Below are 17,861 nucleotides of genomic sequence, written 5' to 3'. Positions count from 1 at the left end.
GGTTGAGATGGTGATGCCGGGCGACAACATCAAGATGTCGATCGAGCTGATCACGCCGATCGCGATGGAGGAGGGCCTGCGCTTCGCGATCCGCGAGGGCGGCCGCACCGTCGGCGCGGGCGTCGTCGCCAAGATCATCGAGTAGTCGGTTCGTAAGGCCGGGCCGCCAGCGCGGTCCGACCGGCACTGCCCGGATGCCCAGTCATGACGTGTCCGGGGTGCGAAGGGTGAGCAGGCGCCGCAGGAGCCGGTGGGCCCCGTCGGCGGCGAAGCTGGAGTAGCCATCGCAAGCGAAGGAGACCGAATTGGCCAGACAGAAGATCAAGATCAGGCTGAAGGCGTACGAGCCGGCCGTCCTCGACCGCTCCGCCAAGATGATCGTACAGACCGCGCAGAGGACCGGCGCGCTGGTCCGCGGCCCCGTGCCGCTGCCGACCAAGCGTTCGGTGTACACCGTGTTGCGGTCGCCCCATGTGGACAAGAAGTCCCGGGAGCAGTTCGAGATGAGGATCCACAAGCGCCTCATCGAGATCGAGAACTCGACGGCCCAGACGACCGAGTTCCTCAAGAAGCTGACGCTCCCCGCCAGCGTGGACGTCGAGATCAAGGTCTGAAGCGAGGACAAGGGAGCCAGGGAGCAGCCATGAACGGACTGATCGGCAAGAAGATCGGCATGACACGCGTCTTCGACGAGAAAGGGCGCCATATTCCGGTGACGGTCATCGAAGCCGGCCCTTGCGTCGTCACGCAGTTCAAGACGCCCGCGGCCGACGGCTACGCGGCCGTCCAGCTCGGGTTCGGCGGCCGCAAGGCCGCGAACACGACGATGCCCATGCAGGGACACTTCCGCCGCGCCGGAGTCGAACCCGTGCGCATCCTGAGGGAGTTCATCCCGAACGAGGGCGAGGAGCTCGCGCTCGGCGACGCCGTGGACGTCTCGATCCTCGAGGGCATCCAGAAGGTGGACGTGACCGGCATCACCAAGGGACGCGGGTTCTCCGGCCGCATCAAGCGCTGGAACGAGCACCGGGGCCCCGCCGGCCACGGCAGCAAGAACGTGCGCATGTCCGGTTCGATCGGCATGCACACCAAGCCCGGCCGCGTGTTCAAGAACACGCGCATGGCCGGCCAGTACGGCAACAAGCGCGAGACGAAGAAGAATCTGACGGTCGTTCGCATCGACGCGGAGCGCAACCTGCTCCTGGTCAAGGGCAGCGTGCCCGGCAGCAAGAACGGCCTCGTCCTCATCCGGATCAGCGGCCGAGTGTCCGGATCAACCGAAACGCAGGTGCGAGGTTAAACGATGGTGACCGCGAACCTTTACGACCGCAACGGCGCATCCGTCGGCAGCGTGGAACTGCCCGACTCGCTGTTCGCCCAGGCGGTGCACAAGCAGTCCCTCTACGAGGCCGTGCGCAACTACCTGGCCAACCAGCGCCAGGGCACGCACGACACGCAGACCAGGGCCGAGAACGCTCATTCAGGTGCCAAGCTGTACCGTCAGAAGGGCACCGGACGAGCGCGCGCGGGCAGCGCGCGATCGCCGCTGCGCATCGGCGGCGGCACGACCTTCGGGCCGCATCCGCGCGACTACAGCTACAAGCTGCCGAAGAAGATCAAGCGCCTGGCGCTGAGATCCGCGCTGAGCGACCGCGCGAACAACGAGCGCGTCAAGGTGATCGAGGATTTCGAGATGGACGTCCCGAAGACGACCGAGATGGCCCGACTGCTGGGCAGCATGTCCCTGGAGGGGCATCACACCCTGGTGGTGTTGCCCCAGGACGCGGACAACGTCTACAAGTCGTTGCGCAACATCAAGGGCGTGCGCGTGATGCGTCATACCGATCTGAACGCTTACACGATCCTCTGGGCGGACAACCTGGTGTTCACCAAGAACTCGTTGAGCGGCGTGGAGGAGGTGTTCGGGTCGTGAAGGATCTGAGCAAGGTCATCCATCGTCCCCTGATCACCGAGCGCGGCAGCGACCTGCGCGAGAGGCACAACACGTACTTCTTCGAGGTCGAGCCCGCCGCCAACAAGCACGAGATCAGACGGGCCGTGGAGCTCTACTTCGGCGTGAAGGTGGAGTCGGTGCGGACCATGAACATGCGCGGCAAGTTCAAGCGGCTGGGCCGATTCTCCGGCAAGCGCGCCGACTGGAAGAAGGCCGTCGTGACCCTCGCCGAGGGCGATGCCATCAACCTCTTCGACAACGTCTAGGGATCAGTCGCCGCGGCTCGACGCGGCTCGAGGATAGGGGAAGACAATGGGTATCAAGAAACTGAAGCCCGTGACGCCTGCGCAACGATTCCGCACGGTTTCGGATTTCAGCGAGCTGACGACCGATCAACCCGAGAAGTCGCTCCTGGAGCCCCTCAACAAGACCGGCGGACGCAACAACACTGGCCGGGTGACGAGCCGCCGGCGCGGCGGCGGCCACAAGCGCCGCTACCGCCGGATCGACTTCAAGCGCGACAAGATGGGCGTGCCCGCTCGCGTCGCGACCATCGAGTACGATCCGAACCGCAGCGCGCGCATCGCCCTGCTGTTCTATGCCGATGGCGAGAAGCGATACATCCTGTGGCCCAACGGGCTGAAGGTGGACGACACGGTGCTGACCGGCGAGGCGGCCAGCTTCAGCGTGGGCAACTCCATGCCGCTGCACCGGATACCCCTGGGCACCGTTGTGCACAACGTGGAGCTGCAGATCGGCCGCGGCGGACAGATCGTCCGCAGCGCCGGTTCCTTCGCCCAGGTGCTGGCCAAGGAAGGCGATTACGTGACGCTGCGCCTGCCGAGCGGCGAGGTGCGCATGGTGCACAGGAACTGTTACGCCACCATCGGCGAGGTCGGCAATTCCGAGCACGAGAACGTCGTACTCGGCAAGGCCGGCAAGTCGCGCTGGCTGGGCAGGCGCCCCAAGGTCAGGGGCGTGGCCATGAACCCCGTCGACCACCCCCACGGCGGCGGCGAGGGCAAGTCCTCCGGCGGACGTCATCCCGTCTCGCCCTGGGGCCAGCCCACGAAGGGATTCAAGACGCGGCGCAAGAAGCCGTCGGACCGCTTCATAGTGCGGCGTCGGAAGAAGAAGTAGCGACCCTACAGTCCGCGGCCCGCGCCGCGCTCCTGGACGGAGGATGGAAGAAGCATGGCTCGTTCGATCAAAAAGGGACCATACGTCGACGATCACCTGCACAGGAAGATCGCCGAGATGAATGAGAGGGGCGACAAGCGGGTCGTCAAGACCTGGTCGCGTCGTTCGACCGTCATACCCGATTTCCTGGGTCATACCATCGCTGTCCACAACGGCAAGCAGTTCATTCCGGTATATGTCCAGGAGAACATGGTGGGCCACAAGCTCGGGGAATTCGCGCCGACGCGGACCTACCGGGGGCATACCAGCAGGGGCAAGGGCAAGTAGACAGGCCAGGCGGAGGTAAGTCAGATGGACGGCCGTGCTGTCAGCAAGTTCGTGATGATTTCGCCCAGGAAGGCCCGACTCGTGGCCGATCTGGTGCGTGGCAAGCGTGTGGACCTGGCTCAGGAGATCCTCGGCCTGACCGCCAAGAAGGCGTCACCGATCCTGAGCAAGACGATCGCGTCGGCCACGGCCAACGCCCGCATCGTCTCGGAGGAGGACGTCAGACGCGATGACTCGGGCTTCTTCGTCAAGGAAATCAAGATAGAGGAAGGACCGATCATGAAGCGGATCCAGCCACGCGCCCAGGGCCGGGCGTACCGGATCTTGAAGCGTACCAGCCATATCCGGGTGACGATTTCGCCGGTCCAGTAGGGCCGGGTACTGCATGACCGAAGCGCCGCCGCGCGACGAGGTCACGGGAGAGGAAAGGACGAGCATGGGTCAGAAAACGCATCCGATCGGTTTCCGGCTGGGGATCGTGAAGGACTGGAACTCGACCTGGTTCAGCGAGAAGCACTATGCCGACTGGCTGAACGAGGACCTGCTGCTGCGCAAGTACATCATGGCCAGGGTCGGGAACGCCGGCATCGCGCAGATCCGCATCAAGCGCTTCCGCGAGAAGGTGAACGTGATCGTCTCGACAAGCCGTCCCGGCGTGGTCATCGGGCGCAAGGGCTCGCGCGCGGACGAGTTGCGCGCCGAGCTGAACAAGATGATCGGCAAGAACGTCAAGCTGGACGTGGAAGAGGTCAAGAAACCCGAGCTGTCGGCACCGCTGGTCGCCGAGCACGTGGCTGCCCAGCTGACCGGACGCGTGTCCTTCCGCCGCGCCATGAAGAAGGCCATCGCCACCGCCATGCGCATGGGCGCCCAGGGGATCAAGATCCGCTGCGCCGGCCGCCTCGGCGGCGCCGAGATGGCCCGCATCGAGAGCTACCACGACGGCAGCGTCCCCTTGCACACGCTGCGCGCCGACATCGACTACGGGATGACCACCGCCCACACCACCTTCGGCGCGATCGGCGTGAAGGTGTGGATCTGCAGGGGCGAGATCTTCCCCGCGGACTTCAAGGAGCAGCTGCGTTCCCAGGTCCACGAGGAGCGGGCGTAGGACGAATGACCCACCGCGGCGACAGGCCGGCGGGAGAGGATAACGAGCCATGTTGATGCCGAAGAGGACCAAACACCGCAAGACCCACAAGGGCCGCATGAGGGGCGTCGCGTTCCGCGGTTCCAGCGTGTCCTTCGGCGACTACGGCCTGCAGGCCACGGAGTGCGGCTGGATCACGAGCCGTCAGATCGAGGCTGCCCGTATCGCCATCACGCGCCGGATCAAGAGAATGGGCAAGGTCTGGATCCGGGTCTTCCCGGACAAACCGATCACGTTGAAGCCGGCCGAGACCCGCATGGGCAAGGGCAAGGGCAATCCCGAGTACTGGGTTGCCGTCGTCAAGCCCGGTCGCATGCTCTACGAGATCAACGGCGTGACCCCCGAGCTGGCCAAGGAGGCCTTCCGGCTGGGTGCGGCAAAGCTGCCCTTCAAGACGCGTATCGTCAGCAGGCACGGGGAGTAACCGCGATGAAGAAAGCACACAATTACCGGGACATGTCCCTGGAGGAGCTGGAGAGCCTCGTGGCCGAGAAGTCCGAGGATCTGCTCAATCTGCGCATGCAGTTGAATATGCGCCGCCTGGACAATCCCTTGTCCGTTCGTATCGCCCGACGCGAGCTGGCCGTCATCAAGACGGTCGTGAACGAGAAGAAGGCAGGGCGCTAGGGCGCCCGGTTTCCCGCGGCGCGCCCGCGGGGTGGGAGTTTGAACGATGACGCAGTCGGAGAGGAACCTGAGGGCTACGCGAATCGGCACCGTCGTGTCCGACCTGATGGACAAGACCGTGGTCGTGAAGATCGACCGCCGTTTTCCGCACCCCCTCTACAAGCGGATCATCAACCGCTCGATCAAGATCAAGGCCCACGACGAGGCCAATGAGTGCCACGCCGGCGATACCGTGAAGGTCATGTCGACGCGGCCCTACTCCAAGACCAAGCGCTGGCGCGTGGCCGAGATCCTCGAGCGCGCGAAGTAGCCAGGGAGAGACGGCAATGATCCAAGTACACACGATGCTGAACATCGCGGACAACTCCGGCGCCAAGACCGCCATGTGCATCCGCGTGCTGGGCGGGTCGCGCAGGCGTTACGCCCGGGTCGGCGACATCATCGTATGCGCGGTCAAGAGCGCCATCCCCAACGGCAACGTCAAGAAGGGGACGGTCGTCAAGGCGGTCGTCGTGCGCACCCGCAAGGAGATCGGCCGCAAGGACGGCTCCTACATCCGCTTCGGCGAGAACTCCGCGGTCATCATCAACGATGACAAGGAGCCGGTGGGCACGCGCATCTTCGGACCCGTAGCCCGGGAACTGCGGGAGAAGAAGTTCATGAAGATCGTCTCCCTCGCGCCGGAGGTGCTGTGATGCACATCAAGAAGAAGGACAAGGTCCGGGTCATCTCCGGCAATCACAAGGGCATGGAGGGAGAGGTCCTCAAGGTCTATCCCGACGCCGGGCGTGTGATCGTCGAGAAGGTCAACCTGATCAAGCGCCACACGCGCCAGTCCAAGCAGGCGCCCCAGGGCGGCATCATCGAGAAGGAGGCCAGCATCGAGGCCTCCAACCTGATGCTGATCTGCCCCAAGTGCGGCAAGGCGGCCCGTACCGGCACCGAGGTGCTGGGAGATGGCATGCGCGTGAGAACCTGCAAGCTTTGCGGCGAGATGCTCGCCAACTAGCCGGCCAGGCAGGAGGAAAGAAATGTCGAAGCCGAGGATGAGGGAATTCTACGAGAACGACGTCAGGCGGGCGTTGCAGGAGAAATTCGGGTTCAAGAACCCGATGATGATTCCCCGACCGACCAAGATCGTCCTGAACATGGGTCTTGGCCGCGCGATCCAGAACCCGAAGACCCTGGAGAGCGCGCTGAGCGACCTGGAGATCATCGCGGGCCAGCAACCCGTGAAGACCAAGGCCCGCAAGTCGATATCGAACTTCAAGTTGCGCGAGGGCATGGCCATCGGCGCGCGGGTCACCTTGCGCGGCGAGCGCATGTGGGAGTTCATGGATCGCTTCATCAACTTCACCCTGCCCCGCATCCGCGACTTCCGCGGCGTCTCGGACCGGTTGAGCGGCGGGGGCGATTATACGGTCGGCCTGAAGGACCAGCTGGTCTTTCCCGAGATCGACTACGACAAGGTGGAAGAACCGCGCGGCCTGAACATCACCTTCGTGACCACCGCGAAGAACGACGAGGAGGGCCGGGAGCTGCTGAAGCAGCTGGGCATGCCCTTCCGGCGCTAGAGGAGGAATCGAATTGGCCAAGAAGTCGCTGATCGCCAAGGCCAACCGGCCGCCCAAGTACAAGGTGCGAGCATACACCCGGTGCCGCCGTTGCGGACGGGCGAGGGCATACTACCGGAAGTTCGGCGTCTGCCGCATCTGCTTCCGCGAACTGGCGCTGCAGGGCGACCTGCCCGGAGTCGTCAAGTCGAGCTGGTAACACGCTGCGAGGAGCTTGAGACATGAGCATGACCGATCCCATCGCGGATATGCTGACGCGCATCCGCAACGCCATCCAGGCCGGCCACCGCAAGGTGGAGATGCCCGCGTCCAACACCAAGAAGGCGCTGGCGCACCTACTCGAGGCCCAGGGCTACGTGGCGAAGGTCGACGAGACCGACGAGGGGCCCCAGGGCACCGTGCGCATCACGTTGAAGTACTACGTGCGCAACGGCAAGCAGACCGGCGTCATCGAAGGCCTCCAGCGCGTGAGCAAGCCGGGTCGACGCATCTACGCCGACAAGTTGAGCATTCCGAAGGTCCGTGGCGGCTACGGAATAGCTATCGTCTCGACCAACCAGGGGATCATGACCGACCACCAATGCCGTACCAGGGGCGTTGGGGGCGAGATCCTCTGCGAGGTCTGGTAAACAGCCGGGCAGGAGGAAGACCCATGTCCCGCATCGGACTCAAGCCGATTCCCATACCCGACGGGGTGACCGTCACGATCGAGGGTGACACCTCGGTGGTGAAGGGCCCCAAGGGGGAGCTGCGGCAGCATATACCCGAGGGGCTGACCTTCGAGCTCGGGGACGGCCAACTCGTCGTCGGCCGCCCCGACGAAAGCAAGCCCATGAAAGCACGTCACGGCCTGGTCAGGGCGCTCATCGCCAACCAGGTCACCGGCGTCACTGAGGGCTTCGTCAAGTCGCTGGAGATCATCGGCGTCGGTTACCGCGCGCAGGTCAAGGGCGAGATTCTCGACCTGCAACTGCAGTACAGCCACCCGGTGGAGTACCCGATCCCCGACGGCATCGAGATCGTCTGTCCCGAGCAGACGCGAATCGACGTCAAGGGCATCGACAAGCAGCTGGTGGGACAGGTGGCTGCCGAGATCCGCGCCTATCGCAAGCCCGAACCCTACAAGGGCAAGGGCATTCGCTACGTCGACGAACTCGTCGTCCGCAAGGCGGGCAAGGCCGCGGCCAAGTAAACAGGTCAGCGTCGGGAGGTGACCCGGGATGAAAGATAGTGCGAAGGACAGGATCACGGCGCGCAGCAAGCGGAGGATCCGCACGCGCAAGACCGTCGTCGGCACCGCCGAGCGACCGCGCTTGTCGGTGGCCCGCAGCAACAAGTCGATCTACGCCCAGATGATCGACGACGTGGTCGGCAACACGCTGGTCGCCGCCGACAGCACGATGGTCGGCGACCTGGAAGTGCCCGAGGAGCTGACCGGCAAGTGCGCCGTGGCCTACATGGTCGGGCGCCGGATCGCCGAATCGGCCAAGGCCAAGGGTATCGAGACTGTCGTATTCGACCGCAGCGGTTACCTCTACCACGGGCGCGTGGCCGCGCTCGCCAAGGGTGCCCGCGACGGCGGACTCAAGTTCTAGGAAAGTCTGACCCCGGACAGGAGCGAATCGATGACCAACACGCCGAACACCCCGGGACAAAGAGGTCCCCGGCCCGGTGGCCCCGGACAGCGCAGAGGACCCGGCGGACGCGGACCGGGCGGTCCCGGCGGCCCCGGCGGCCGCGGAGGCTTCGGAGGGCCGCGCCGCGAAGGGCGTCCCGGCGGCCGCGGTCGCGCCAACGAGCGCGACTTGCTCGACATGCAGGAGACCGTCATCGCCATCAATCGCGTCGCGAAGGTGGTCAAGGGCGGTCGCCGCTTCAGCTTCAGCGCGATCGTGACCGTCGGTGACGGCAAGGGCAAGGTCGGCGTCTCGCTGGGCAAGGCCAACGAGATAGCCGATGCCATCCGCAAGGCTTCGGAAATGGCCAGGTCCGCGCAGATCACGGTCCCCATCCTCAACAACACCATCCCCTACGCGGTGGAGGGTCGATTCGGCGCGAGCCGCGTCATGCTGAAGCCCGCAGCGGCGGGTACCGGCGTCATCGCCGCCGGGGGCGTGCGCGCCATCCTGGAGGCCGCGGGCCTGAAGAACATCCTGACCAAGCAGCTCGGCTCCAGGAACCCGCACAACGTCTGGAAAGCGACGATGGACGGGCTGAACCAGCTGCGTTCCGTCGAGGAGATCGCCGCCAAGCGCGGCATCAGCATTCTCGAGGTCTTCGGCCTGCCGAAGCCCGAGCGCAAGCCCGAGGCCGAGGCTGCCGCGCCTGCCGCGGAACCCGCGCCGGAGAAGGTCGAGGGGGCCGAAGCCGCCGACGCCAAGGTCGAGGAGGCCGAGAACGATGAGTAGGATCCGAGTCACTCAGGTGCGCAGCGTGATCGGGCGTCCCGAGAAACACCGCCGCGTGATCGCGGCGCTGGGCCTGCGCCACCACCAGGCGATGGTCGAACACGAGGACACACCGTCCATCCGCGGCATGCTGCACAAGGTGCGGCACCTGGTTCGCGTGGAAGAGGTGAAGTAGGCATGCTCAAGCTGAACAACATCGGCGCGCCCAAGGGCGCCACCAGGGACACCAAGCGCCGCGGGCGCGGCCCCGCCTCCGGGCAGGGCAAGACCGGCGGCCGCGGCCACAAGGGTCAGAAGGCCCGCTCCGGCGGCGGCGTCCCGCCCTGGTTCGAGGGCGGCCAGATGCCGTTGAACCGCCGTCTGCCCAAGCGCGGCTTCACGAACATCTTCCGCAAGACCTTCCAGCTGGTGAACCTGGAGAGCCTGAACCGTTTCGCGGAAGGATTCGAGATCGACGCCGCCGTCCTAGCGGACGCCGGCCTGGTGAAGTACTCCGACCGGCCCGTGAAATTGCTGGGACGGGGCACGCTGGAGACCAGGAGCCTCAAGATCACGGTCGACAAGGCCAGCAAGAGCGCGATCAGCGCGGTGGAAGCGGCCGGCGGCAGCGTCGTCGTGAAGGTCTGAAGACAGATACCGGGGACCCCGTAACAAGGAAGCGGCGTCTTGAATATCACAGGCAGCTACCAGAACATGTTCAGGATCCCGGAACTGAAGCGCAGGCTTCTGTTCACGGCGATGATCCTGATCGTCTACCGTCTGGGCGGTCACATCACGACACCGGGTGTCGATCTGGACGCCATCAAGCAGTTCTTCGAGGGCCAGAAGGGCACCCTGGTGGCCCTGTACGACATGTTCGCCGGCGGCAACCTGAGACAGGCGACGATCTTCGCGCTGGGCATCATGCCCTACATCAGCGCCTCGATCATCCTGCAGCTCCTGCAGGCGGTGATCCCCTACTTCGAGAAGCTGGCCAAGGAGGGCGAAGAGGGCCGCAAGAAGATCCAGCAGTACACGCGCTGGGGCACCCTTGGTCTGGCGTTCGTCCAGTCCTTCGGCGTGAGCTTCACGCTGGAGCGTCTGGGCGTGGTGCAGCATCCGGGCATCGGCTTCAAGCTGGTGACGATGCTCACGCTGACCACCGGCACCATGTTCGTGATGTGGCTCGGCGAGCAGATCACGGAGCGCGGGATCGGCAACGGCATCTCGCTGATCATCTTCATCGGCATCATCGCGCGCTATCCGGCCGACATCCTGAACACGTTCCAGGCGCTGCGCGACGGCACGCTGCACTGGCTGACCGGCGTCATCGTGGGCGTGCTGATGATCGGGGTCATCGCGGGCATCATCGCCATCACCCAGGGGCAGCGACGCATCCCGGTGCAGTACGCCAAGAAGATCGTCGGGCGCCGCGTCTACGGCGGGGCCAACACCCACATCCCGCTGCGCGTGAACACGGCGGGCGTGATCCCGATCATCTTCGCCCAGTCGATCATCATGTTCCCGGGCACGCTGGGCTCGTTTTTCGGCGACAACGCCTTCATCGATACGCTGACGCGGATGTTCCAGCCGCCGCACATCGTCTATATCGTGGCGTACTCGTCGCTGATCATCCTGTTCACGTACTTCTATACCGCCGTGATCCTGAACCCGGTCGATCTGGCGGACAACATGAAGAAGAACAGCGGCTTCATCCCCGGCGTGCGGCCGGGCAAGAAGACCGCCGAGTACATCGACCGCGTCCTGACGCGCGTCACGCTGCCCGGCGCGTTCTTCCTGGCAGCCATCGCCATCATGCCGGACCTGATGATCTACTACTTCAACGTGCCGTTCCAGTTCGGCGGCACGGGACTGCTGATCGTCATCGGCGTGGGGCTGGACACCCTGCAGCAGATAGAATCGCACCTGGTGATGAGGCACTACGACGGCTTCATGACCAAGGGTCGCTTGCGGGCGCGCAGGTAGTACGGATACCGCCGGGGTGATCCCGGCCGGGCATCAGAGAAGGATCGCGGCCGCCGTATGGGGCGCTGTGACCGCGACGGCGCAAGGAATCGCAGGTGGCCTTGAGGCAACGGATCAATCTGAAGACGCCTGCAGAGGTTGCCAGGATGGAGGACAGCGCGCACGTGCTGGCGCAAGTCTTCCTCGCGCTGCGCGAGATGATCGCCGTCGGCGTGACGACGGGCGAGGTCGATGCCCTGGCGGAGCGGATGATCGCCGACGCAGGCTGTGTCCCCTCGTTCAAGGGGTACAACGGCTTTCCGGCGACCTGCTGCATCTCGGTGAACGAGGAAGTCGTTCACGGCATACCCGGCGGGCGGGTGCTCCTGCCGGGAGACATCGTCGGCGTGGATTGCGGCCTGATCAGGAACGGCTGGCATTCCGACTCGGCAGAGACCTTCGCCATCGGCGAGGTCGGCGAGGAGGCGGCGACCCTGTTGCGCGTGACGCGGGAGTGCCTGGAACTGGCCATAGGCCAGGTCGGGCCCGGCCAGCGCATCTCGGACGTCGGCAAGGTCGTCGAGACCCACGCCAGGGCATACGGTTTCGCGGTGGTGGAATCGTTGGTAGGACACGGCATCGGTCGGGCACTGCACGAGGATCCGCAGGTGCCCAACTATCGCAGCTTCTCCCTGCCCGATCCGGTGATGGAGGAGGGGCTGGTGATCGCGATCGAGCCGATGATCAACGCCGGTGCCAAGGAGGTCGTCACGCTGGCCGACCAGTGGACGATCGTGACGGCGGATCGCAGGCTGTCAGCTCATTTCGAGCACACGGTGGCCGTCACGGCCGACGGCGCCAAGGTCCTGACCGCGCGGTAGGGCGACGGTCGAGGGGTCGATACGGGACGGGAGCAGAGTATGGCGAAGGAAGAGGGAATAACCGTAGAGGGCACGGTCGTCGAAGCGTTGCCGAACGCGATGTTCCGTGTCGAACTGGAGAACCAGCACCTGGTTCTCGCGCACGTCTCTGGCAAGATGCGCATGCATTTCATTCGCATCCTGCCGGGGGACAAGGTGACGGTAGAGCTCTCTCCGTACGATCTGACCCGGGGTCGGATCACATACAGGTACAAGTAACGACGCCCGCGGGGCGGCAGGAGGAGCGGTCATGAAAGTGCGCACTTCCGTGAAGAAGATCTGCGACAAGTGCAAGATCATCCGGCGCGAAGGCGTCGTGAGGGTGATATGCGTCAACCGTCGCCATAACCAGCGCCAGAAATGACGGATCCCGTGACGGGACGCGCCTGAGGCGCGGATCCGCCACGACGAGGGAAGACGAAAGGAGCCGAGGTGGCCAGAATTGCCGGTGTTGACATTCCCAACGACAAGAGGATCAGCACCTCTCTGACCTACATTTACGGGATCGGACCGTACCGGGCCCGCAGCATTTGTACCAAGGCCAGCATCGATCCGGAGACCAGGACGCGCGACCTCACCGAGGAGGAGACGCGTAAGATCATCGGGATCATCGACAAGGACTTCCAGGTCGAGGGTACGTTGCGGACGGAGCTGAACATCAACATCCAGCGTTTGATGGACATCGGCACCTACCGCGGCCTGCGTCATCGACGCAAGCTGCCCTGTCACGGTCAGAACACGAAAAACAACGCCCGGACGCGCAAGGGTCCCAAGACCCGTCCCGGCGGCAAGAAGAAGTAGTATCAGGAGGTAAGCGAGAGTGGCCGGTCCCAAGGACAAGCGGAAGACCCGCAAGGTCAAGAAGAAGCTCGAGATCAACGGCGTCGCGCACGTCAAGTCGAGCTTCAACAACACGATCATCACCATGAGCGACGCAGGCGGCAACGTGATCACCTGGTCCTCGGGCGGTCACCAGGGACGGTACAAGGGCAGTCGCAAGTCGACGGCCTTCGCCGCCCAGCTGGCGGCGCGCTACTGTGCGCAGGAAGTGTTGAACGGCGGCATGCGCAAGATCGAGATCTGGGTCCGCGGACCCGGCTCCGGCCGTGAGGCGGCGATCCGCACGCTGAAGGCCGAAGGGCTCGAGGTGACGCGGATCAAGGACGTGACCCGCATCCCGCACAACGGATGCCGCCAGTCCAAGCGCCGCCGCTGAGAGATGTCGAGATGCTAGAGACGCCGCGTCGGCGATGACGCGGCCGGACCCGATGGCAGGGGGGTACCACGCCATGAAGTGGATCAATATGATGATGCCCGACGGCGTCCAGTTCGATAGTGAGACGCAGACGGACAACTTCGCCGAGCTCGTGATCGCGCCCCTGGAGAAGGGATTCGGACACACGCTGGGCACCGCCCTGCGGCGCACACTCTTGTCGTCGATCCACGGCCACGCGATCACGGCCGTGCAGATCGAGGGCGTCAAGCACGAGTTGAGCACACTGCCCAACGTACTCGAGGACGTCATCGACATCGTGATGAACCTGAAGCAGGTCGTCTTCGCCCTCTCCGACGCGCCCGCGCACTGGGCGACCCTGGAGGCCTCCGAGCCAGGCCCCGTGACCGCGGGCATGATCGAGGGGCATCCCGAGCTCAAGGTCATGAACCCGGACCACGTGATCTGCAACCTGACCGAGTCCGGCAACTTCTCGGCCAAGATGTACATCGACATGGGCCGCGGCTATGTCGACCGCGAGCAGCACGTGATACCCGACGAGGTGATCGGCGTGATCCGCCTCGACGCCAACTTCTCGCCCATCCGCAAGGTGAGCTACCGCGTGATGGACACGCGCGTGGGCCAGCGGACCGACTACGACAAGGTCGTGCTCGGCATCGAATCCGACGGCAGCGCCAAGCCCGAGGACGCCGTGGCCTTCGCCTCGAAGATCCTCAAGGACCACTTCCAGCTCTTCATCAACTTCGACGAGGCGCCCATCGACGCCATGGACGACGATGTCGACGAGGAGCAGGAGCGCCTGGTGGAGTTGCTGTCGCGCAACGTCGAGGAGCTGGAACTGTCCGTGCGTTCGGCCAATTGCCTCAAGGCCGGCAAGATCCTCATGCTGTACGACCTGGTGACAAAGACCGAGCAGGAGATGCTCAAGTTCCGCAACTTCGGTCGCAAGAGCCTGAACGAGATCCAGGAGATCCTGGACGGCATGGACCTGTCGTTCGGCATGTCCTTCGAGAGCGAGATCGCGGACAGGGTCAAGTCCGGCGTGGAGGCCTGAAGCACGGCCCGTTTCGACCAATGAAGACTGACCGGCGCCGGCCGGCGGAAAGAGGATGGAGATCATGCGTCACAACGTGCGCGGTCGCAAGCTGAACCGCACCGCCAGCCACCGCAAGATGATGTTCCGCAACATGGTGACGGAGCTCTTCCGGCACGAGAGGATCCAGACCACCACGGCCAAGGCCAAGGAGGCCCGGGCCGTCGCCGAGCGCCTGATCACCTACGCCAAGGCCGGCGATCTCAACTCGCGTCGCATGGCGGCCCGCAAGCTGACCGACCCCGGCGTGCTCAAGAAGCTCTTCGCGGAGCTCGGACCCCGGTACGCGGACCGTCCCGGCGGCTACACCCGCGTGCTGAAGCTCGACGGCCCGCGCCGCGGCGACAACGCCGACATGTCGATCCTCGAACTGGTCGAGGCCGAGTTCACGCCCAAGGCCAAGCCAGCCGAGCCCAAGCCCGCCAAGAGGGCCAAGGCCGCGCCCGCCAAGAAGATCCCGGCCGAGACCGGCGCCGACGATCTGACGAAGATCGAGGGCATCGGTCCCAAGTTCGCCGAAGCCTTCGCGGCCGTGGGTGTGTCCACCTACGCCGACCTGGCCGCCAAGAGCGTCGACGAGCTGAAGGAACTGCTCGCGGCCAGCGCGGACTACGCGTCACTGACCGGCCGCGTGGGGGAGACTTGGCCCGCGCAGGCCGAGATGGCCGCGCGAGGCAAGTGGGACGAGTTGAAGGCCTGGCAGGACGAGCTGGACGGGGGCGTCGACAAGTCCTAGGACCAGTCGTCTAGCCGTCTTTTCGGATCGACCCCGGCCCCAGGTCGGGGGTTCTCCGTTCAGGGAATGATGAGTTGACATCGCGTCCGCGAGAGGTTTGCATTGCGAATGGGACGGTCCCCGCGGACCGTCCCCTTGCACGATGGCTCGATCAGGCTCGTACGACCAGGTCCGACCGGCCAGGCGTCATAGACCCGCCCCAGCAAAGGAATGGTCCGATGGCACAGCGCACCCTCCAGAGGGCCGGCCTCACCGGCCTCGGCATGAGCTTCCCCGAGCGCGTGCTCACCAACGCCGACTTCGAGAAGATGGTCGATACCAACGACGCGTGGATCGTCGAGCGCACCGGCATCCGCGAGCGGCGGGTGGTGGAGAAGGGCACGCCCGCGTCGCATCACGGCGCCCTGGCCGCCAGGGACGCGCTGGCCCACGCCGGGATCGATCCAGCCGACCTGGATCTGCTGCTGGTGCCCACGGTGACGCCCGACATGACCTTTCCGGCCACCGCCTGCGTCATCCAGAAGCTGATCGGCGCCGACCACGCCTGGGGCTTCGACATCGAAGCCGCCTGCAGCGGCTTCATCTATGCCCTGGAGACCGCCCGCGCCTACGTGGAGAGCGGCCTGGTGCGCAACGCCCTGGTCGTCGGCACCGAGATCATGTCGATGATCACCGACTACACCGACCGCAACACCTGCATCCTCTTCGGCGACGGCGCCGGTGCGGTGGCCGTCCAGCCCGTGGACCCGGCCGACGGCGGCATCATCGACGCCGTCAACCACATGGACGGCATGGGCATCCAGTTCCTGCACCAGAAGGCCGGCGGCAGCAGGATGCCGCCCTCGGCCGAGACGGTCGCGAACAAGCTGCACTACGTCTACCAGGAGGGGCGCGAGGTCTACAAGCATGCCGTGCGCGGCATGGCGAACGTGGCCCTGGAGATCGTGGAGCGGAACAATCTCGACCCGTCCGACGTTAAGCTGCTGGTTCCCCACCAGGCCAACATCCGGATCATCGAGGCGGCGCAGAAGCGGCTGGGCCTCGCCGACGAGCAGGTCTCGATCACCATCGACCGCTATGGCAACACGACGTCCGCGAGCATCCCCTCGGCCCTGAAGGTGGCCTACGACGCGGGCCGCGTCAAAAGGGGCGACCACGTTGTCCTGGTGAGCTTCGGCGCCGGCTTCACCTGGGGGGCCTCGCTGATCCGCTGGTGCATCGACTAGGAGCTGGGATGATCGAGGCCGACGGACTGACACGCAGATTCGGCGACACCGTGGCGCTGGCAGAAGTCGGCTTCAAGGTCGCACGCGGCGAGGTCGTCGGCCTGCTCGGGCCCAACGGCGCCGGCAAGACCACCGCCATGCGCATCCTGACCTGCACCCTGCCGCCCAGCGGCGGCCGGGCGTCGGTCGCCGGCTTCGACGTGGTGGACGCGTCGCTCGAAGTCCGTCGTCGCATCGGCTTCATGCCAGAGCACGTGCCGCTCTACCCCGACGCCACCGTCACCGAACACCTGCGCTTCACCGCCGAGCTGAAGGGCGTGCCGGCCGCGGGCCGCGACGGCCACCTCGACACCATCGTCGAACGGGCGGGCCTGTCCGAGGTGCGCGGCCGCATGGTCGGCAATCTCTCGAAGGGATTCCGGCAGCGCGTGGGACTGGCCCAGGCCCTGGTCGGCGACCCCGAGGTGCTCATCCTCGACGAGCCCACCGGCGGCCTCGATCCCCACCAGATCGTGGAGATCCGCGACCTGATCCGCAGCTTCCGTGGCGAGCGCACGGTGCTGCTCAGCAGCCACATCCTGGCCGAGGTGAGCCGGACCTGCAGCCGCGTCATCATCCTCGACCGCGGGCGGCTGGTCGCCGAGGTGGACGCGCAGGAGCTGCCGGACGCGTCGACGAGACCGCGCGATGCCCTCGAGGACATTTTCCTCCGCCTGACAGGCACGCCGGAGGACGGCGAACGGGAGCGCGGCTCGTGAGGGCCCTGCGGGCCATCGCCGGCCGCGAGACGGCCGCCTTCTTCCACAGCGCCATGTCGCCGGTGGTGGTGACGGGCTTCCTGGCGCTGACCGGTTTCTCCTTCGTGAACGTCCTCTTCGACTACGCCGAGCTCTCGCGCTCGGCGCTGGCCTCGGGACAGCAGATCGGCGCGGCCCTCAACCTGTCCGTGGGCGTGTTCCAGCCGTTGGTGACCAACATGGCGGTGTTCCTGACCTTCATGCTGCCGGCGGTCACCATGCGTCTCTTTTCCGAGGAGTACCGTTCGGGCCGCTACGGACTGGTGATGACCTATCCCGTCGCGGATCACGTCTGGATCCTGGGCAAGTTCACCGCGGCGCTGGGGGTGGGCCTGGTGCTGGTGGCCGGCACGGGCGTCTTCTTCGGTGTGACGGGTTTCCTGGGTCACCCGGAGGCCGGCCCGCTGGCCGCCGCCTGCGCGGGCCTTGTGTTCGCGACGGCGCTGATGTCCGCGTGGGGCGTGTTCTTCTCGACGCTGCTGCCGTACCAGGTGGTCAGCTACATCCTCTCCTTCGCGTTCCTGATGTTCCTGATGTCGGTGGCGAACCTGGAGCCGCACCTGCCCGCGTCGCTGGCGCCGCTGGCCGAGCGCCTGTCCTTGAGCGCCCACTTCCTGCGCTTCGCCCGCGGCCTGATCGACACGCGCGACGTGGTGTTCTACCTGTCGTTCACCGTCTTGTGCATGTTCCTGGCGTTCCGATCGCTGGAATCGCGGAGGTGGAGGTAGGCC

33 protein-coding genes are annotated in these 17,861 nt (G+C 65.4%); all 33 read left to right on the top strand.

The features are described from left to right. On the top strand, positions 1 to 145 hold a 145-nt coding region (tuf, locus tag KJ554_07190), incomplete at its 5' end, for an elongation factor Tu (GenBank protein ID MBU0742112.1). Between the two features lie 160 nt (positions 146 to 305). Further along, positions 306 to 614, top strand: coding sequence for a 30S ribosomal protein S10 (rpsJ, locus tag KJ554_07185; protein ID MBU0742111.1), 309 nt, complete (start codon positions 306 to 308; stop codon positions 612 to 614). A 29-nt stretch (positions 615 to 643) separates the two neighbouring features. Continuing rightward, a complete protein-coding gene (rplC, locus tag KJ554_07180) occupies positions 644 to 1,300 on the top strand; it encodes a 50S ribosomal protein L3 (protein ID MBU0742110.1) in 657 nt (218 codons plus the stop codon). A 3-nt stretch (positions 1,301 to 1,303) separates the two neighbouring features. Then, a complete protein-coding gene (gene rplD, locus KJ554_07175) occupies positions 1,304 to 1,933 on the top strand; it encodes a 50S ribosomal protein L4 (GenBank protein ID MBU0742109.1) in 630 nt (209 codons plus the stop codon). After that, the gene (locus KJ554_07170) at positions 1,930 to 2,220 is read left to right on the top strand and encodes a 50S ribosomal protein L23 (protein MBU0742108.1); all 291 of its coding nucleotides are present in this window, start codon (positions 1,930 to 1,932) and stop codon (positions 2,218 to 2,220) included. Before rplD ends, KJ554_07170 begins: the two co-directional genes overlap by 4 nt. Positions 2,221 to 2,266: 46 nt before the next feature. Next, positions 2,267 to 3,094 (top strand): 50S ribosomal protein L2, encoded by an 828-nt coding sequence (gene rplB, locus KJ554_07165; GenBank protein MBU0742107.1) that lies wholly within the window; start codon positions 2,267 to 2,269, stop codon positions 3,092 to 3,094. Positions 3,095 to 3,148: 54 nt separating this feature from the next. Continuing rightward, positions 3,149 to 3,421 carry a 30S ribosomal protein S19 gene (gene rpsS / locus KJ554_07160; protein ID MBU0742106.1) on the top strand — a complete coding sequence of 91 codons (273 nt, stop codon included), beginning with the start codon at positions 3,149 to 3,151 and terminating at the stop codon, positions 3,419 to 3,421. Positions 3,422 to 3,445: 24 nt separating this feature from the next. After that, the gene (rplV, locus tag KJ554_07155; GenBank protein MBU0742105.1) at positions 3,446 to 3,793 is read left to right on the top strand and encodes a 50S ribosomal protein L22; all 348 of its coding nucleotides are present in this window, start codon (positions 3,446 to 3,448) and stop codon (positions 3,791 to 3,793) included. Positions 3,794 to 3,857: 64 nt separating this feature from the next. Beyond that, entirely contained in the window at positions 3,858 to 4,532 is a 675-nt protein-coding gene (rpsC, locus tag KJ554_07150) for a 30S ribosomal protein S3 (protein ID MBU0742104.1), read from the top strand. Between the two features lie 49 nt (positions 4,533 to 4,581). Next, a complete protein-coding gene (gene rplP, locus KJ554_07145; protein MBU0742103.1) occupies positions 4,582 to 4,995 on the top strand; it encodes a 50S ribosomal protein L16 in 414 nt (137 codons plus the stop codon). A gap of 5 nt (positions 4,996 to 5,000) precedes the next feature. Continuing rightward, a complete protein-coding gene (rpmC, locus tag KJ554_07140) occupies positions 5,001 to 5,198 on the top strand; it encodes a 50S ribosomal protein L29 (GenBank protein ID MBU0742102.1) in 198 nt (65 codons plus the stop codon). Positions 5,199 to 5,244: 46 nt separating this feature from the next. Further along, the gene (gene rpsQ / locus KJ554_07135) at positions 5,245 to 5,508 is read left to right on the top strand and encodes a 30S ribosomal protein S17 (protein ID MBU0742101.1); all 264 of its coding nucleotides are present in this window, start codon (positions 5,245 to 5,247) and stop codon (positions 5,506 to 5,508) included. A gap of 16 nt (positions 5,509 to 5,524) precedes the next feature. Continuing rightward, on the top strand, positions 5,525 to 5,893 hold the full coding sequence (rplN, locus tag KJ554_07130; protein MBU0742100.1) for a 50S ribosomal protein L14: 369 nt from the start codon (positions 5,525 to 5,527) through the stop codon (positions 5,891 to 5,893). Then, complete coding sequence (gene rplX, locus KJ554_07125) at positions 5,893 to 6,207, top strand: 50S ribosomal protein L24 (protein ID MBU0742099.1); 315 nt, start codon at positions 5,893 to 5,895, stop codon at positions 6,205 to 6,207. The genes rplN and rplX overlap by 1 nt, the downstream gene beginning before the upstream one ends. A 22-nt stretch (positions 6,208 to 6,229) precedes the next feature. Further along, positions 6,230 to 6,772 (top strand): 50S ribosomal protein L5, encoded by a 543-nt coding sequence (gene rplE / locus KJ554_07120; GenBank protein MBU0742098.1) that lies wholly within the window; start codon positions 6,230 to 6,232, stop codon positions 6,770 to 6,772. Positions 6,773 to 6,785: 13 nt separating this feature from the next. Continuing rightward, complete coding sequence (locus tag KJ554_07115) at positions 6,786 to 6,971, top strand: type Z 30S ribosomal protein S14 (protein MBU0742097.1); 186 nt, start codon at positions 6,786 to 6,788, stop codon at positions 6,969 to 6,971. Between the two features lie 22 nt (positions 6,972 to 6,993). Beyond that, a complete protein-coding gene (gene rpsH / locus KJ554_07110) occupies positions 6,994 to 7,401 on the top strand; it encodes a 30S ribosomal protein S8 (GenBank protein MBU0742096.1) in 408 nt (135 codons plus the stop codon). A gap of 23 nt (positions 7,402 to 7,424) precedes the next feature. Beyond that, the gene (gene rplF, locus KJ554_07105; GenBank protein MBU0742095.1) at positions 7,425 to 7,964 is read left to right on the top strand and encodes a 50S ribosomal protein L6; all 540 of its coding nucleotides are present in this window, start codon (positions 7,425 to 7,427) and stop codon (positions 7,962 to 7,964) included. Between the two features lie 28 nt (positions 7,965 to 7,992). After that, complete coding sequence (gene rplR / locus KJ554_07100; GenBank protein MBU0742094.1) at positions 7,993 to 8,367, top strand: 50S ribosomal protein L18; 375 nt, start codon at positions 7,993 to 7,995, stop codon at positions 8,365 to 8,367. A gap of 30 nt (positions 8,368 to 8,397) precedes the next feature. Next, complete coding sequence (rpsE, locus tag KJ554_07095) at positions 8,398 to 9,180, top strand: 30S ribosomal protein S5 (GenBank protein ID MBU0742093.1); 783 nt, start codon at positions 8,398 to 8,400, stop codon at positions 9,178 to 9,180. Continuing rightward, on the top strand, positions 9,173 to 9,355 hold the full coding sequence (rpmD, locus tag KJ554_07090) for a 50S ribosomal protein L30 (GenBank protein ID MBU0742092.1): 183 nt from the start codon (positions 9,173 to 9,175) through the stop codon (positions 9,353 to 9,355). The genes rpsE and rpmD overlap by 8 nt, the downstream gene beginning before the upstream one ends. 2 nt (positions 9,356 to 9,357) lie before the next feature. Beyond that, complete coding sequence (rplO, locus tag KJ554_07085; protein MBU0742091.1) at positions 9,358 to 9,807, top strand: 50S ribosomal protein L15; 450 nt, start codon at positions 9,358 to 9,360, stop codon at positions 9,805 to 9,807. Positions 9,808 to 9,852: 45 nt separating this feature from the next. Next, the gene (secY, locus tag KJ554_07080; GenBank protein ID MBU0742090.1) at positions 9,853 to 11,145 is read left to right on the top strand and encodes a preprotein translocase subunit SecY; all 1,293 of its coding nucleotides are present in this window, start codon (positions 9,853 to 9,855) and stop codon (positions 11,143 to 11,145) included. A 146-nt stretch (positions 11,146 to 11,291) separates the two neighbouring features. Further along, complete coding sequence (gene map / locus KJ554_07075; protein ID MBU0742089.1) at positions 11,292 to 12,005, top strand: type I methionyl aminopeptidase; 714 nt, start codon at positions 11,292 to 11,294, stop codon at positions 12,003 to 12,005. A 39-nt stretch (positions 12,006 to 12,044) separates the two neighbouring features. After that, entirely contained in the window at positions 12,045 to 12,263 is a 219-nt protein-coding gene (gene infA, locus KJ554_07070; protein MBU0742088.1) for a translation initiation factor IF-1, read from the top strand. A 31-nt stretch (positions 12,264 to 12,294) separates the two neighbouring features. Then, complete coding sequence (rpmJ, locus tag KJ554_07065; protein ID MBU0742087.1) at positions 12,295 to 12,408, top strand: 50S ribosomal protein L36; 114 nt, start codon at positions 12,295 to 12,297, stop codon at positions 12,406 to 12,408. A gap of 68 nt (positions 12,409 to 12,476) precedes the next feature. Further along, the gene (rpsM, locus tag KJ554_07060) at positions 12,477 to 12,845 is read left to right on the top strand and encodes a 30S ribosomal protein S13 (GenBank protein MBU0742086.1); all 369 of its coding nucleotides are present in this window, start codon (positions 12,477 to 12,479) and stop codon (positions 12,843 to 12,845) included. 19 nt (positions 12,846 to 12,864) lie between these two features. Continuing rightward, positions 12,865 to 13,260 (top strand): 30S ribosomal protein S11, encoded by a 396-nt coding sequence (gene rpsK, locus KJ554_07055; protein MBU0742085.1) that lies wholly within the window; start codon positions 12,865 to 12,867, stop codon positions 13,258 to 13,260. A 52-nt stretch (positions 13,261 to 13,312) separates the two neighbouring features. Then, positions 13,313 to 14,332, top strand: coding sequence for a DNA-directed RNA polymerase subunit alpha (locus tag KJ554_07050; GenBank protein ID MBU0742084.1), 1,020 nt, complete (start codon positions 13,313 to 13,315; stop codon positions 14,330 to 14,332). 55 nt (positions 14,333 to 14,387) lie between these two features. Continuing rightward, on the top strand, positions 14,388 to 15,107 hold the full coding sequence (gene rplQ / locus KJ554_07045) for a 50S ribosomal protein L17 (GenBank protein MBU0742083.1): 720 nt from the start codon (positions 14,388 to 14,390) through the stop codon (positions 15,105 to 15,107). A 218-nt stretch (positions 15,108 to 15,325) separates the two neighbouring features. After that, positions 15,326 to 16,333 (top strand): ketoacyl-ACP synthase III, encoded by a 1,008-nt coding sequence (locus tag KJ554_07040; GenBank protein MBU0742082.1) that lies wholly within the window; start codon positions 15,326 to 15,328, stop codon positions 16,331 to 16,333. 8 nt (positions 16,334 to 16,341) lie between these two features. After that, positions 16,342 to 17,091: an ABC transporter ATP-binding protein gene (locus KJ554_07035; protein ID MBU0742081.1), complete on the top strand. Its 750-nt coding sequence runs from the start codon at positions 16,342 to 16,344 to the stop codon at positions 17,089 to 17,091. Beyond that, positions 17,088 to 17,858 (top strand): hypothetical protein, encoded by a 771-nt coding sequence (locus KJ554_07030; GenBank protein MBU0742080.1) that lies wholly within the window; start codon positions 17,088 to 17,090, stop codon positions 17,856 to 17,858. Before KJ554_07035 ends, KJ554_07030 begins: the two co-directional genes overlap by 4 nt. Positions 17,859 to 17,861: the final 3 nt, after the last annotated feature.

The organism is bacterium, assembly GCA_018814885.1.
Classification (GTDB): domain Bacteria; phylum Krumholzibacteriota; class Krumholzibacteriia; order LZORAL124-64-63; family LZORAL124-64-63; genus JAHIYU01.
Note: the sequence above shows the minus strand (reverse complement) of the source record. Positions and strands in the feature narration are given on the sequence as shown.